Origin of the sequence: Streptosporangium sp. NPDC051022 (genome assembly GCF_040683035.1) — a bacterium.
Classification (GTDB): domain Bacteria; phylum Actinomycetota; class Actinomycetes; order Streptosporangiales; family Streptosporangiaceae; genus Streptosporangium.
In genome coordinates this window covers 719511-734335 of record NZ_JBFBCF010000001.1, presented here as the reverse complement: position 1 = coordinate 734335, position 14825 = coordinate 719511, and the positions used below count along the sequence as shown (strand labels likewise).

Annotated in this window: 7 protein-coding genes; 3 read left to right on the top strand and 4 right to left on the bottom strand. The window is 70.9% G+C overall.

Annotated features, from left to right (window positions below):
* Positions 1-22: 22 nt before the first annotated feature.
* From AB0N02_RS03470 to AB0N02_RS03455, 4 genes are all read right to left on the bottom strand, one after another.
* Positions 23-3685 carry a CDP-glycerol glycerophosphotransferase family protein gene (locus AB0N02_RS03470; RefSeq protein ID WP_363942143.1) on the bottom strand — a complete coding sequence of 1221 codons (3663 nt, stop codon included), beginning with the start codon at positions 3683-3685 and terminating at the stop codon, positions 23-25.
* A gap of 522 nt (positions 3686-4207) precedes the next feature.
* Complete coding sequence (locus AB0N02_RS03465; RefSeq protein ID WP_363942141.1) at positions 4208-6031, bottom strand: glycosyltransferase; 1824 nt, start codon at positions 6029-6031, stop codon at positions 4208-4210.
* 15 nt (positions 6032-6046) lie between these two features.
* On the bottom strand, positions 6047-8377 hold the full coding sequence (locus tag AB0N02_RS03460) for a glycosyltransferase (RefSeq protein WP_363942139.1): 2331 nt from the start codon (positions 8375-8377) through the stop codon (positions 6047-6049).
* Positions 8374-9414: a class I SAM-dependent methyltransferase gene (locus AB0N02_RS03455; RefSeq protein WP_363942136.1), complete on the bottom strand. Its 1041-nt coding sequence runs from the start codon at positions 9412-9414 to the stop codon at positions 8374-8376. Before AB0N02_RS03455 ends, AB0N02_RS03460 begins: the two co-directional genes overlap by 4 nt.
* 464 nt (positions 9415-9878) lie before the next feature.
* Between AB0N02_RS03455 and AB0N02_RS03450 the strand changes: the two genes are divergently transcribed.
* From AB0N02_RS03450 to AB0N02_RS03440, 3 genes are all read left to right on the top strand, one after another.
* Positions 9879-11429: an alpha/beta hydrolase gene (locus AB0N02_RS03450; protein ID WP_363942134.1), complete on the top strand. Its 1551-nt coding sequence runs from the start codon at positions 9879-9881 to the stop codon at positions 11427-11429.
* Positions 11430-12203: 774 nt separating this feature from the next.
* Complete coding sequence (locus tag AB0N02_RS03445) at positions 12204-13754, top strand: alpha/beta hydrolase (protein ID WP_363942133.1); 1551 nt, start codon at positions 12204-12206, stop codon at positions 13752-13754.
* A gap of 753 nt (positions 13755-14507) precedes the next feature.
* Positions 14508-14699 (top strand): hypothetical protein, encoded by a 192-nt coding sequence (locus AB0N02_RS03440; protein ID WP_363942131.1) that lies wholly within the window; start codon positions 14508-14510, stop codon positions 14697-14699.
* Positions 14700-14825 lie beyond the last annotated feature (126 nt).

Sequence of the window (14825 nt, the reverse complement as noted above, 5' to 3'; positions counted from 1 at the left end):
GCTTGGTGCCCGTGCACCCCGGTCACGGCAGGCGGTCGTGGATGGCCTTGCGCGACTGCCGGGGAATGGCGACCCCGTTCCCCGGCCACTCGCCGAACACCCGGTCGACGACCCTCGCGGCGGCCCCGCCGTCCGCGGGCGGGCGGAACTCCGCCACGAAGTCGCGGTAGCGGGCGGCGTGGTCCGCGGCCACCCGGTCGAGGTCGCGGATCGCCTCGATCAGCTCGCCCGCCGTGCGCAGCAGCGGGCCGGGCGCCCGCGTCTCCAGGTCGAAGGAGAAGCCGCGCACCTCGTCCCGGTACTGCTCCAGGTCGTAGACGTACAGGAGGATCGGCCGCCCGGTCACCGCGAAGTCGAACATCGCCGAGGAGTAGTCGGTGACGAGCACGTCCGCGACCAGGTAGAGGTCACGGACGTCGGGATAGGCCGAGACGTCGAAGACGAAGTCCGTGCCGACCCGGGGAACCCGGTCGAAGGTGTTCGGGTGCCTGCGCACCATGACCACGTGGTCCTCACCGAGACCGCTCCACATCCTGTGCAGGTCCAGGTGCAGGTCGAACCTGGAGCGGCCCTTGCCGTGGTATCTGTCGTCGCGCCAGGTCGGGGCGTACAGGACGACCTTCCTGTCCTCCGGCAGGCCGATGCTCTCCCGGATCGCCGCCGTCGGCCGGGGACGGACGAGGAGGTCGTCACGGGGGCTGCCCGTCTCCAGCACCTCCCCCCGGAACCCCTCGAACTCGGTGCCCGCCTCCTCGTCTCCCGCGTCTCTCTCGTCTCCCTCGTTTTCACTGCTCCCACCGGTCCCGCCGGTCCGCACGATCCCGCCGACCCACGCGTTCTCGCCGCTCTCGTCGCTCTCACCGCCCCCATCGGTCCCGTCGGTCCCGTCGGTCCCGTCGGCCCGGAAGGCGGCGCGCAGGGTCCGCGTGCACCACGGTCCCGCCGAGACCAGGTGACTCCACTGGCCGACCTCCCTGGCCAGCCGTTCCCGATGGACCGGCTCGGCGAGCGGCCCCCTGTCGATGTCGAAGCCGACGCGCTTGGGGGTCGCCCCCGGCCAGGTCTGCACGACCACCTGGTCCTCCCTGCGCCGGAACCACTTCGGCAGATACGTGCCGGTGACGACGTATCTACAGGTCGCCAGGGCCTCGACGTGCTCCCGCCCGGCCATCGGGACGGGCACGACCCCCTCGGGCAACGCCACCTGGCCCTCCCGTACGGCCCACAGGAACTCCAGCGCGGTCCCCCTGCGGCGCAGCTCCTCGTAGATCGCTCTCAGGTCGCCGGAGAACTGCCTGCCGCCACGCCCGTCGAAGAAGACGGCCTCGCGGAGTGGTTCCTCCTCCCGCAGCCGGGGGTAGAGCCGCTCGCGCAGCATCCGCCGTGCCTTGGGGTCCTTCGCCTCACCCCGCAGGTCACCGCCGACCGAAAGCACGGGAACACCGTCCGGATCGGTCTCGAAGGCGAGCACGCGGTGCGGGGAGTCGTGCCGCACCGGCGTCTCCAGAGCGGACAGCACCCGCCGCCCGCGCCCCTCGGACCGTACGGCCAAGCCGTACGTGCCCGAGGGCAGGGGCAGCCGTCCCGCCAGGGAGACGACCTCGCGTGCCGTCACCGTGACCGTGAAACGGCCGCCGGACAGGCACAGCGGGAACGGGTACTCGTCGGAGCGGCTGTGGGAGGTCACCACCAGGTGTGCCGGCCCCTGCCCCACGGCGGTCCCGGCCAGCTCCAGGTCGCCGTCCGGGGTCCACTCGGCGCTCTCGACGTGGAAGGCGGAGGCGTGCTCCCACAGCACCAGCGCGCCGGCGGCGGAGGCGCCCACGGTCAGGTCCCGGCCGGCGTGGACGTGACGGCACTCCGCCCCCGCCGTCACGGGGCCCGCGCCCTCGACCTCGAACCGCCATTCGGTCGTCGTGTCGAGGATCCCGGCCTCCGGGCTCGACGCGGGCAGTACGGGCAGCCTGGAGGCCAGCAACCGGTCGAGGCCGACCTCGACCCGGAAGGTCTCGCCCGACACGCTGATCGGATGCCTGTGGGGGAACCCGCCCTCGGAACGCGACACGACCAGGACGGGGTCCCGCCCGAGGTCCTCCAGGACGCGCCCCGACAGCAGCAGCCGATCACCGTCCGGCGTGCACTCCGTGACACGCAGGTGTTCCCGGTCGACGCGGACGCGGAACTCCCCCGACTCCGTCCAGTGGGGCCAGAGCCGCACGCCGGGCCGTGGCTCGTGGCACTCCAGCGGCCCGCCCCGGGGCGTGTCCGGCCTCCTGAGCCGTTCGCGCCTGAGCATGCCCCGGTGCACGATCCACAGGTCCACGTACCAGGCCGTCCCGCCGTCTCCCAGCCTGTCGCCGTCGATGGAGATCCGGAAACCGCACCAGTCCTCGACGTCACGGTTGACCAGCGAGGGGGCCTTGAAGACGGTGACGGGGACCCGGATCCCGCGCCCGGTGTCCTCCCGCACGAACCAGGCGAACACGTGCTGCCGCATGCGGTCGTCGGGCCTGAGGTATCTCAGCGTCACCCTGCCCTCGATCCGGAGCCTGCCGCCCTCCCAGCGGACGTCGTCGATCCGCTGCCGCGGCTCCAGTTCGTGACGTAGCCGGGTGACCGTGGGCCGCAGCGGCATCGGGGCCGCCAGGTGATAGCGGTACAGGCGCCTGACGGCCCGGGCGTCCGGCGCGACCGTCCGCTCCCACTCCAGGAACTCCAGCAGCTCGGACATGCGCCGCTCCCGCACCAGCTGCCATTTGACCCGCTTCGGCGCGGGAAGCCGGGTGAACACCCGGGGATCGACGACGTCGAGATACTCGCCGGCGAGGTCGAGGAAGCGCTCCCGGAACACCTCGTCCGTATTCTCCAGCGCCGGGAAGAAGACCGGCAGGTCGCCGTCGAGAACGGTCAGGTCCCACGCGGACAGGTGCGCGGCACGGCCGCCGCCGAGCAGGAAGCGCCGCACCGAGGCGACCGAGGCGAAGCGGTCCTCGATGCCCTTGACGTGCGTGCGGTCCTGGGTGATCGACGGGGAGTCGCCGTGGCGCTCCCGCCACAGGTATATCGGGCGGGCGAGCACGTCGACGGCCGTGGCGAGGAAGTGGGCGGGCAGCGCGACGGCGGTGTCCTCGTAGATGACCCCCTCGGGGAAGTGGAACCGGTGCCTCTCCCAGAACGACCGCCGCCACAGCTTGTTGGTGACCAGCCGGTCCCTCAGCAGGCTCTCCCTGCGGGTGACGTGGGTCCGCGGGACGCTCTCGCTGAAAACGTCCCGGTGCATGTTCGACTGCCACGCGCCGCGTCCGTTGAACCGGTGCACGTTCCCCGTGACGAGGTCGGACCCGGTCTCCGCGGCGGTGGCCATCATGGTCTCCAGCGCGTACGGCGGCAGCATGTCGTCGCTGTCGACGAAGGCGAAGAAGTCTCCCGAGGCGGCCCGCACACCGGCGTTGCGCGCCGCGCCGGGCCCGGCGTTCGCCTGCCTGACAAGGCGGAACCGCCCGTCCTGCCCGGCGAACTCCTCGGCGATCTCGGCGCTGCTGTCTGGGGAGCCGTCGTCGACCATGACGACCTCGATGTCCCGCCAGGTCTGGCAGGCGAGCGACTCCAGACACGCCTCCAGGTACGGCTCCACGTCGTAGATCGGAATGATCACACTCAGTCCGGGCAAGGTGTCAACCCCCATGGTTGGAACAGATCCAGGACGACCGGAGAACAGGTGACCGATCCGGGCACCGGGCCCGGAGCGGTCGGAGAAACCCAAACAACCGAGAAGAGCGGCCCCACCCCGCACCCCGAACCGCCCCACCCCCACGGCACCCCAGGACGCCGACACGACGAGCACCCACACGCCCCCGCCCGCCGCCAGCGCACGGCGCGCAACGCCCGCCCCCGCCGCACACACGACACCCCAGGGCGCCGATACGGCGAGCAGCGGCACAGACCCGACCGGCACCGACCCACGGCACGCAACCCGCCCCGCCCCGCCACACACGCGACACCCCAAGGCGCCGGTACGGCGAGCAGCAGCACGGACCCGACCGGCACGGCACCAGCGCACGGCGCGCAACACCCTCCCCCGCCACACACGCGATACCCCAAGGCGCCGGTACGGCGAGCGGCGGCACGGACCCGACCGGCGCCGATGAACGGCGCGCGGCCCGGTGAACGTTCACGGGTACCCTGCCGGGCGTCGTTGGGCTGGCTCTCATCCCGGACGGCTTCCGCCTCGGGAGCGGGACCGCCTGCTCCGGCGGATCCCCGCGAGGGAGAGTCCCTTGCCGAGCGCCCTCCTGAGCGCCCTTCTGAGGCGTCGCATCGGAGTACGGTCGATCCTGCTCTGCAGGTGAACCGTCTTGCGCTTCCAGCGCAGGGCCTTCTTCTTCCACACTTTCGCCCTGTCGGAGGACCGGGACGGGGTGGCCGCCTCCTCCGTCATCGCCGACAGCCCCCAGGTCTCCCCGTCCAGCCACTGGGTGCCGAAGGTGGCGTCCACAAGATCCTCAAGGTCCACAAGATCCCCAAGGTCTCCAAGGCCCCCAAAGCCCTCAAGGCTCTCGCGATCCTCAAGGTTCTCGCGGTCCTTCAGGCCCCCGGGCGGGTCTCCAGGACGGCGCCCGTCCCGGAGTAACCGGGCCCGGTTGAACGCGGCGGTCCGTTCGAGCCTGGCCGCGACCACCCCGCCGGATCCCGCGCCGGATCCCGCGCCGGTCGCCCCGGCGTGCTCCGCCAGTGCCAGCGAGACGAGCCCGTACCCCTCCTCGTTCGCGAGCCGGATGAGCCGGTGCAGGCAGTCGGCCCCGGGCACCCAGCCCGGCGGGCACACGAACCGGAACGGGGTGGGGAAGGGAGTCTCCTCGACGGCCTCCACCAGGTTCACCCTGCCGTCGTGCGCGTAGAGCTCGTGGACGAGCCGCAGGTCGATGTAGGAGTCGTCGAGCGGGGGCCGGCGTCCGCCGGGGATGGCCGACCACGGCCCCACGACGGCGACCTCGACGTCGGAGACCGTGCCGAGCAGGAACCCGTCGACCGTGGCGCGGATCTGCTCGTACGACGCGTCCCCGGCCGTCACCACGACCTGGACGTAGGGGACCTCCCACTGCCTGGCCGGGGGTTTGCGCAGCCAGCGGTAGTGCGGGACCCGGTTGGCCAGGAAGACCCAGTTGTGCCGCTTGACCTCCTGCTCCCTGCGCATCATCGTGGACGCCCCCAGGTGGCGGCTGCGGGACTCCCCGTCGGCCACGAAGACCGCGCCCGCCTGTGCCAGGCGGTAGCCCAGCTCGGTGTCCTCGGCGAGCACCAGGGAGGTGTCCATTCCTCCGGCGCGGCGCAGCAGGGAGGCGGGCAGGGAGGCGCTCGCGCCGACGTGGACCTTGAATGCGTCGAGCCCGGCCCACCGCAGGTCCCCGGTCTGCTCGATGTACTCGCTGCTCCAGGTGTCCGTGACGTTCTCCACGCCGGCACCGCCCCCGGCGCCGCCGTACTCCTCGAACAGCTTCTCCGTCGTGCCCGCGCTCACCGCGGCGTACACCTCGGCGGGGCTGAGGCGCTCGCCCCAGGCCGAGACCATCTTGAGCCTGCCGAGCACGGTGAAGTAGTCGGCCAGGTGGTGCCAGCGCATCTGCGCCTCCACCTCTTCACGGAGAACGACCATGTCGGCGTCCAGCCAGTGGATCACCTCGCCCTCCGCCACACCGACCCCGGTCTGGCAGGCCCAGGCTCGGCCCCAGCCTCCCGGACGGCTGGGCACGATCCTGGTGCGCTCGGGGACGATCTCGGGGAGCCGCAGCACCGAGTCTCCCCCGTCGTCGACGACGATGACCTCCATCAGGTGGGCGGGATAGCTCTGCGCGGCCAGGCTCGCCAGGGTCAGCGGCAGCAGGGGGCACCGGAACGAGGGAACGACGACGCTCACCGTACGGCGGGGAGTCCAGGCGCCCAGCTCGGGAGGGATCACGGCGCCGAAGTCGTTGAGCCGGATCAGCGGCGGGGATCCCGTCGCCGGATGGACGCGCGCGGCCGGCATGTTCATCGTCGACATCTTCACCTATGCCTCGTCGTGCTCTCCGAGCGCGGAGAGTCCTTCCATTTCCATCAGCGGATTGGCGTGGAGCCCCCTCCATTGCCGCCGGAACGACCGGAGGAAGGCGTTGATGGGCTCCTGCCAGGTGTGACCGGAGGCCTCCCGGCGCCGGAGGATGTAGTTGAGGCCGTGGGTGCGGTAGATCCTTCCTCCCGCCACGGAGACCGACTCCAGCAGCTGGCCGTCCACGGTGCGCGGGAGCGGCCGGAACCCGCCCACGTTGTCGAAGGCCGCGCGGGACATCAGCATGGTTCCGCCGGCTACGACGCCGGTGTAGGTCTCCGTCGCCAGGGCGCGGCGTACGGTGACGCCGATCCGCTCCAGGTGGACGAACTCCGGTGCGGAGCCCACGAGGTCGGCGGACGAGTAGCGCTGCGCGAGCAGCAGGTCGGACAGGTGGCCGGGGCCGTACCAGTCGTCGTCGTCCATCTTCGTCAGGTACGCGCCGGTCGCGCGTTCCGCGGCCTGGTTGAGCGCGTCTCCGAACGACAGGCGCGGGTCGGCCTCGATCACCGTGATCGCCCCCTTGTAGGCGGCCACGGCCGGCGCGGTGTCCGGATGGCCGGCGGAGAAGCCGTGCAGCGTCAGGATCACCTCCACCTCGGGCCCCCGCTGCCTGGCCACCTGCTCCAGGGCGAACGCGACCATGTCGGGCCTGCGCGTGCACAGCAGTACGGAGACCGTGGGCAGGGCCTGCGACCTCAGGCCGCACGCGGCGCCGATCCTCCGCCACCTGCCCGCGACACCGTGCAGGTCCAGCGCGCACCGCCGCAGCCGGATGCTGTACTGCTCGCGGGCGAGGGCGTCGGACAGCTGCTCCGCCCCGAACCCGTCCAGCAGCCCGGCCAGTTCGGCGCCCAGCGGGCCACGCCACGCCGTACCCGGCTCGGCGACGACGGGAACCCCCGCCGCCGCGAGACCGCAGACGACACGGGCGACGCCGAGGGGGGCGGTCCAGTCCGCGTGGAGGTCCACGGCGACGCCCGCGAGCCCGCGCAGGCGGGCGACGTCCATGTCCGTGAGGGTCCCGGAGAACGGCACCCGCACGACGACCTCGTCGCCCCCGACCACCTCGTACGCCTCCCGCCGTTCGACCAGCTCGCCCAGCGGGCCGTCCGTCTCCGGGAGGAAGCCGATGGGACAGACCGACCGCTCGTCGACCGGCGCGAGGTGGTCGGGGGTGAGACGGTCGAGCGCGGGGTGGACGGGGATGAGGTCGCCGGGGGTGAGGCGACCTGAGGCGGGGGGTACGGGGATGGGGGGTACGGGGATGAGGTCGTCGGGGGTGAGGCGACCGAACGCGGGGGGTACGGAGGCGAGATCGCCGGGAGTCAGGCGACCGGACGTGGGGTGAGCGGGGGCGAGATCGCCGGGAGTCAGGAGTCCGGGCGTGGGATGGACGGATCGGGCGGCTGCGACGGCCTCGGCGGGGCGTACCGGGCGGAGGCCGCCCGTGACGGGTTCCGGCCGGTCGATCACGGGGGGACCCGCCCGTGGATCGGGCGGATCGACCTCCGGGGCCGTCGTATGGAGGGATCTGAGAAGAACGTCGCATCCCGGCGCGTCCCGCCTGTCCGGGACGGGTCCGGAGACGGGGGCCAGCGTGACGTTGGGATCTCCGGGGCGCCACTGGCCGGATCCCACACCCGCCAGGGAGACCACCGGGGCGTGCAACGTCTCGCGTGAGAGGCCGCCCAGCCCCCGGGCGACGGCCCGCAGGACACCCCCGGCGGGAACGGGTTTGCCGAAGGTCATGTCGATCCGCCAGGCGTAGCCGGGCGCGCGGCCCGGCCCGCGGGCGCGCTGCTGTCCCCGGCGGACGCGGACGTCGTGCAGCGCGCGCCAGAAGGCGGCGCCGTCCGGGGCGGGCACCGGCGCCAGGCGCCAGGGCGGGGACTCGGCGACGATGACCGTCAGCGTGTGGCTCTTCGGGAGCATCCCCCCGTACGGCACCGCCCGCCGCAGGTCGGCGGGCGTCCTCGCCAGGAGGACAAGACCCTCCGGCTCCCCCGTCGTGATCGGATGGTCCGTGGCGGCGACGTCCAGGTCGATCCAGGTCGTCCCGGCCGCGCCCGTCCCCTCGCACAGCCCGGCCAGTGCCTCCGGGCTCGTCTCGAACCCGATGTGGCAGCCGAGAACGGACGGTCCCGTGTCCTGTCCGCGCTCCGCACGCCGATCCTGACGAGAGCCCGCAGGCGACTCCTGGCGGGAGCCCGCAAGTGACTCCTGGCGGGAGCCCGCAGGCGGCTTCCGGTTCCGGCGAGAGTCCGCGTGCCGCTCCTGACGAAGGCTCATGCGCCACTCCTGACGAACACGTCCAGGCCTTTCTCCGCCGCGTGAACGGTACGGACGACCTCGGGGAAGCGGGCGGCCCAGTGGTCGCTCACCGCCCTGTCCCCCTCCCGCGCCGCGTCGTCCAGGAAGATCGCGACCTGCTCGGCGCAGCGGGGCAGCAGGAGCGGGAGGGCGGGATAGCGCGCGTCGGGGCCCGTGTCGCCGGGTGGTCCGTCGACGAAGACGAGGCCGACGTCCTCGATGTCGTCGAGGGCGTCCAGGGAGTACCAGGGATAGGTCCGTCCCTCGCTCTCCCACGGCTGGAGCGGCGCGTCGCGCACCTCGACGACGCCGGACAGGCCGTGGGCGCGGACCAGGTCCCGGCTGGCCTCCGCGTAGCGCGGATCGTGTTCGAGGGCGATGATCGTCGCCCCGATCCGCTCGGCGAGGTAGCCCATCCACACGCTGGAGGACCCGCTGCCGCATTCGACGATCGTCTTGGGGTGGGTCCGGAGGATCCACCCCGCCATCATCCGCAGCACGTCCGGCGAGGCCGCCCAGCCTCGCAGCGGAGGAAGCGGGGCACGCGGGACGATGAGCGCCCGCAGGTCGGTGAACGCCTCCAGTTGCGCGTAGGAGCGGCGGATCTCCCGCTCCAGGGAGCGGTACCCCCTGTCCACCTGGCCGTCCACCCGGGCGAACCCGCGTTCGACCAGATCGTGCGCCCTGGTCACGGCGCGCAGGCACTCGGCGTGCCAGGCGGCGCCCATGTCCTCCAGCCCGCCGACCCTGCGGTCGATCCGGACCAGCGCCCTGTCCATCTTGCGCTCCAGGCGGACGATCGTCTTGCCCGCCTGCTTGGTCCGCTCAGCGCTCTGCCGGACCCCGCGCAGCAGCGCGAGCACCCCGGCGAGCGTCAGGACTCCCCCGCCCGCCACGAGTCCGGCGGACAGCGCCGAGGGCAGGCGCGCGTCAAGCTCGCCGGCGCCGTACGCCAGTGCCGACACGGCCGGCACCAGAGCGGTCGCCACCACGAGGGAACGGTTGGGAAATCTCATCGACGACATACGCATCCGGGCCTTTCGGGGAAATTGCCCTCATGGATCGCCATTCAGCGTCCACCGGCCATTCGACGGGCAACGTTGCGAAATAACGTAGCGGCCGGTTCCAGACGACAATCCGCGCTTGGCCTGGGCTTTGCGAAGCCCGGCCCAAGCACTTGCGCGCCGGGACGCGGGCCTCTTTCCACCCGGCTCCGGCCACGAGGCCGGGATCGGCCGCGGTGGTGCATTCTTCAAACATCGGTGATGTTTCGGAGACCCGAAATCTCATTTTCCCGCCGACACCCGTCATACCGTACGGCGACAGCGAGGAGGCAGCACCTGGGCGCGAGCGGCGAACTACATCGCACTTCCCGGGACGTTCTAAGACCCAGGTCCCGTTTCATCCTTCTTACGAGGGATCCACCGATCCACACTTTGAACGATTCCCGTTCACCCGGATTCAGCCGATCATTCGGGTTATGCGACGATTGACCGCCCTATTACTGGGCCTCGCAATCCCTTTCTCCGTTCTCACACCGGCCGCGAGCGCCACGGCACAGGCCGCCGGCCCCAGACCCGCGATCTCCTGGACACCCTGCCCGGAGGATCCGGCCACGGAGTGCGGGACGCTCGCCGTACCGATCGACTGGAAGCGTCCGGCCGGCGGCACGTTCAACGTGGGCGTCGCTCGGCACAAGGCCACCGACCCGGCTGCCAGGATCGGCACGCTCGCGCTGGGCGTGGGCGGCCCCGGCGGGTCGGGGGTGGAACTGGTCCTCTACAGCGCGCAGATATTCAGCCCTGAGATCCTGCGCCGCTTCGACATCGTCAGCCTCGACCCGCGCGGCACGAACCGGAGCCACCCCGTGGTCTGCTCCACGGACCTGATGCTGCAGGCGCCCGATCTGATCCTGAAGAGCCAGGCGGACTTCGACCGGAGGCTGGCCTACAACGAACGCCTGCGCGCCGACTGCCGGGCCCGCACCGGCCCGCTGTTCGACCACGTCGACTCACTCAGCACCGCCGCCGACCTCGACGCCTTCCGCGCCGCACTCGGCGAGGAGAAACTGTCCTTCTGGGGCGGCTCCTACGGCACCCTCCTCGGCCAGCAGTACGCCGAACGCTACCCACGCCGCGTCCGGGCCCTCGCACTCGACAGCACCATGGACCACAGCCTCGACACCCAGAGCTTCATGGACACCGAGACCTGGGGAGCACAGGACGCCTTCAACGAATTCGTGGCCTGGTGCGACCGAGACGACCGCTGCCTCCAGCACGGCCAGGACGTCAAAGCACTCTGGAAGAAGCTGCTGGCCCGCGCCGACCGCGGCGAACTGCCCGATCCCGAACAGCCCGACATCAAGATGACCGCCTTCACGCTCATCGGCACCGCGGTGAACCACTTCTACGATCCGGGCGCCTGGCCGTTCTTCTCCCAGCTTCTCGCCGACCTCAACAGCGGCCGGGCTCCACGCCAGGGGGCACTGCCCCTGAGGGCCGACGGTGCGGAGGAGGTCACTCCCAACCCCATCCCGATCCTCTGCCAGGATTTCCGGCTGCCCGTCCGCGACTACCGCGAGTACAGCGCGCACCTGCGCCGGTCGGAGAAGATCGCCCCCGACATGCGGTACAGCACGCTGTCGATTCTCACGGTTGTCTCCTGCCTCGGGCAGCCGGACCCGATCCCCAACCCGCAGCACCGCCTGCGGGTCCGCACGGACACTCCGGTGCTGGTAACCAACTCCCTGCACGATCCGGCCACCGTCTACCCGTGGGCCACGAGCACCGCCCGCCAGCTGGGCCGCTCGGGCCGGCTGCTCACCTACGAGGGCTGGGGCCACATTGTCTACGGCCGCCATGAAACGTGCGCCACGGAGGCCGTCGACTCCTACCTGATCTCGCAGACCCTCCCGGCCCGAGGAGCCAGCTGCCCGGCCGTCCCGCCCACCAACGAGGCCAACAGGCTCCAGGAGCTCATCGCCCCGCGCCTGCCCCTGCCCCTCATCCCGAGATGGACCTCCCCATCCTGACCGGCCCCACATCCACCTATGACCGATTCCACGTCCGCCTATAACCGGTCTCCGTCCCCACCCACGACCGGTTCCGCGTCCACCTCCAACCGGTCTCCGTCCCCACCCACGACCGGTTCCGCGTCCACCTCCAACCGGTCTCCGTCCCCACCCACGACCGATTCCACGTCCACCTCCAACCGGTTCCGCGTGCACACCGCCCCCTGGTCGCGGTGACCGCACACCTCAACCGGTTGGTGGTGTCCCCGGGCGCCGGTACGGCGAGCGCCGACACGGACATGACCGGCGCCTCCGGACGGCGCGCAACCCGGTGAATCCTCCTGGTCACAGCACCGGAATCGCGGAAGACGAGTAAACGGGCAGGCCCCCGGTGGCGACGCCATCGGGGGCCTCACGCCACGAGCCACAGGGCTCAATGAGGTCCACCGAACCGGGCCCCCTCAGCCGTATCAGACCGCACGTCTGGTTCTCCACGGACGGCCTGGGCCGCCATCCGAACGACCGGGAAAGGCGGTGGACCACCGGCCCTGGAGCCGACGCACAATAGACCGGCGCCGATCTCGGTGGCGGATTCGGGGAGACGATCGACGCCCACTCCTGATCGCGGCCCGGAGTCCCCTCAGGTCGATGAACGCCGGGAGACGGCGGCGATTTTACACCGCGTTTTCCGGGATGTTCTAAGACCTGAGTCCCATCTCGTCACCCCTGCGGGGGAGCCACCGTCCCACTCTTTGGCCGATGCCCGTTTGTCCGGGTTCAGTCGATGATCAAGGCATGCGACGATCAGCCGCCCTGTTGTTGGGGCTCGTAACCCCTCTCGCCCTTCTCACCCCGGTCTCGGCCGCCACGGCACAGGCCGCCGGCCCCAGGCCCGCGATCTCCTGGGCCCCCTGCCCGGAGGATCCGGCCACGGAGTGCGGGACGCTCGCCGTACCGATCGACTGGAAGCGTCCGTCCGCCGGCACGTTCAACGTGGGCGTCGCCCGGCACAAGGCCACCGACCCGGCCGCCAGGATCGGCACGCTCGCGCTGGGCGCGGGCGGCCCCGGTGAGTCAGGGGTGGAGGCGGTTCTCGCGAGTCCGGAGATATTCAGCCCCGAGATCCTGCGCCGCTTCGACATCGTCGGCCTCGACCCGCGCGGCACGAACCGGAGCCACCCCGTGGTCTGCTCCACGGACCTGATGGCACAGGCACCGGATCCGCTCCTGAAGAGCCAGGCCGACTTCGACCGGAGGCTGGCCTACAACGAACGCCTGCGCGCCGACTGCCGGGCCCGCACCGGCCCGCTGTTCGACCACGTCGACTCACTCAGCACCGCCGCCGACCTCGACGCCTTCCGCGCCGCACTCGGCGAGGAGAAACTGTCCTTCTGGGGCGGCTCCTACGGCACCCTCCTCGGCCAGCAGTACGCCGAACGCTACCCACGCCGCGTCCGCGCCTTCGTACTCGACAGCACCATGGACCACAGCCTCGACACCCAGAGCTTCATGGACACCGAGACCTGGGGAGCACAGGACGCCTTCAACGAATTCGTGGCCTGGTGCGACCGGGACAGCCGCTGCCTCCAGCACGGCCAGGACGTCAAAGCACTCTGGAAGGGCCTACTCACCCGCGCCGACCGCGGCGAACTGCCCTCTCCCGAACAGCCCGACATCAAGATGACCGCGTTCATGCTCATTGACTCCGCGGTGGGCTACTTCTACACTCCGGCCTCCTGGCTGCCGTTCTCCGAACTCCTCGCCGCCTTCGACAGCGGTGGGGCGACACCCCAGGGGGTGTTGCCCCTGGGGTCCCCGATGACTGACAGGACGGAGGAGGTCACCCCCAACCCCGTCCAGATCACCTGCGAGGACTTCCGGCTGCCCGTCCGCGACTACCGCGAGTACAGCGCACACCTGCGCCGGATGGCGAAGATCGCCCCCGACATGCGCTACAACACGCTGTCGTTCCTGCCGGTCATCTCCTGCCTCGGGCAGCCGGACCCGATCCCCAACCCGCAGCGTCATCTGAGGGTCCGCACGGACACTCCGGTGCTGGTCGTCAACTCCAAGCACGATCCGGCCACCGTCTACCCGTGGGCGCAGAGTACGGCCCGCCAGCTGGGCCGCTCGGGTCGGCTGCTCACCTACGAGGGCTGGGGCCACATCGCCTACCGCAGGGGGACGTGCGTCACGGAGACCGTCGACTCCTACCTGATCTCGCAGACCCTCCCGGCCCGAGGAGCCAGCTGCCCGGCCGTCCCGTCCACCGACGAGGCCAACAGAGTCCAGGAACTCATCGCCCCGCGTCTGCCCCGCACCCCGGGATGGACCTTCCCCTTCTGACCGGTCCCGCATCCACCTATGACCGATTCCGCGTCCACCTCTAACCAGTTTCGCGTCTACCTATGACCGGTTCGCGTCCACCCAGAACCGGTCCCGTGTTCGCCTCCAACCGGTTCCGCGTGCACCCCGATCCCCGGTCGCGGTGACCGCACACCTCAACCGGTTGGCGGTGTTCCCAGGCGCCGGTACGGCGAGCGCCGACACGGACATGACCGGCGCCTCCGGACGGCGCGCAACCCGGTGAATCCTCCTGGTCACAGCACCGGAATCGCGGAAGACGAGTAAACGGGCAGGCCCCCGGTGGCGACGCCACCGGGGGCCTCACTCTGCGAGCCACATCAGGTCAGCCCCCCAGACCCCCGGTTGTTCCCGCAATAAGCACAACCAGCCTGCACCACAGCACCACCCGCCCCGGTGGCACGGTCACTGCGGGGCAAGTCCATTCCCGCCTTCGGCGAGTCGCCGCCGGGATTGGCGTGGACCGAGGCCTCGGCCTTATCGCCGCACAGTAAGTCCTCGGTGAACGAATCCGGGAAGATGCCGCTCCCGTGATTGACACCTGTACGGTACTGACATCACGGGGAAATATCCGGTTCTGGCGGTATCCCCAGCTCATGCGGTACGCGCAAGGCGGCGGGCCGACCGCCGCGCAACGAGTCAAGCGAGAACAGGTGTGGCCGACACACCTGCGCCCCGATGCGGCGGTTATCGCCGCCAACGCCGACTGGCTGCAGGTCTTTCGATTGCCGCCGTATGCTCCCGACCTCAAAGGCGGTGGAAGGCGTCTGGCCGCTGACGAACCGCGGCGGGCTGGCCAACCTCGCCGCGATGAGCCTGGACCACCTGGTGCGCGTGATCAAACGTGAGTTGAAGAAGACCCGATACCGGCCCCATCTGATCGACGGCTGCCTGACCGGGACCGGCCTGGCCCTCAAGCCGTTGTAGCTTCACGAATTAAAAATCAGCAGGCCGCCGCTGGCACGCTTGACGACAGCGAGCAGACACTCTCCGCATGGCGTTACGGCGCCAGACGTGATACCGACGTGATCCTCAGCATGAGAGGACCGGTCG

Coding starts and splice junctions, on each gene's coding strand:
- AB0N02_RS03450 (WP_363942134.1), top strand. CDS start 9,879: ATGCGACGATTGACCGCCCTATTACTGGGCCTCGCAATCCCTTTCTCC.
- AB0N02_RS03465 (WP_363942141.1), bottom strand. CDS start 6,031: ATGAACATGCCGGCCGCGCGCGTCCATCCGGCGACGGGATCCCCGCCG.
- AB0N02_RS03470 (WP_363942143.1), bottom strand. CDS start 3,685: ATGGGGGTTGACACCTTGCCCGGACTGAGTGTGATCATTCCGATCTAC.
- AB0N02_RS03440 (WP_363942131.1), top strand. CDS start 14,508: ATGCTCCCGACCTCAAAGGCGGTGGAAGGCGTCTGGCCGCTGACGAAC.
- AB0N02_RS03445 (WP_363942133.1), top strand. CDS start 12,204: ATGCGACGATCAGCCGCCCTGTTGTTGGGGCTCGTAACCCCTCTCGCC.
- AB0N02_RS03455 (WP_363942136.1), bottom strand. CDS start 9,414: ATGAGATTTCCCAACCGTTCCCTCGTGGTGGCGACCGCTCTGGTGCCG.
- AB0N02_RS03460 (WP_363942139.1), bottom strand. CDS start 8,377: ATGAGCCTTCGTCAGGAGCGGCACGCGGACTCTCGCCGGAACCGGAAG.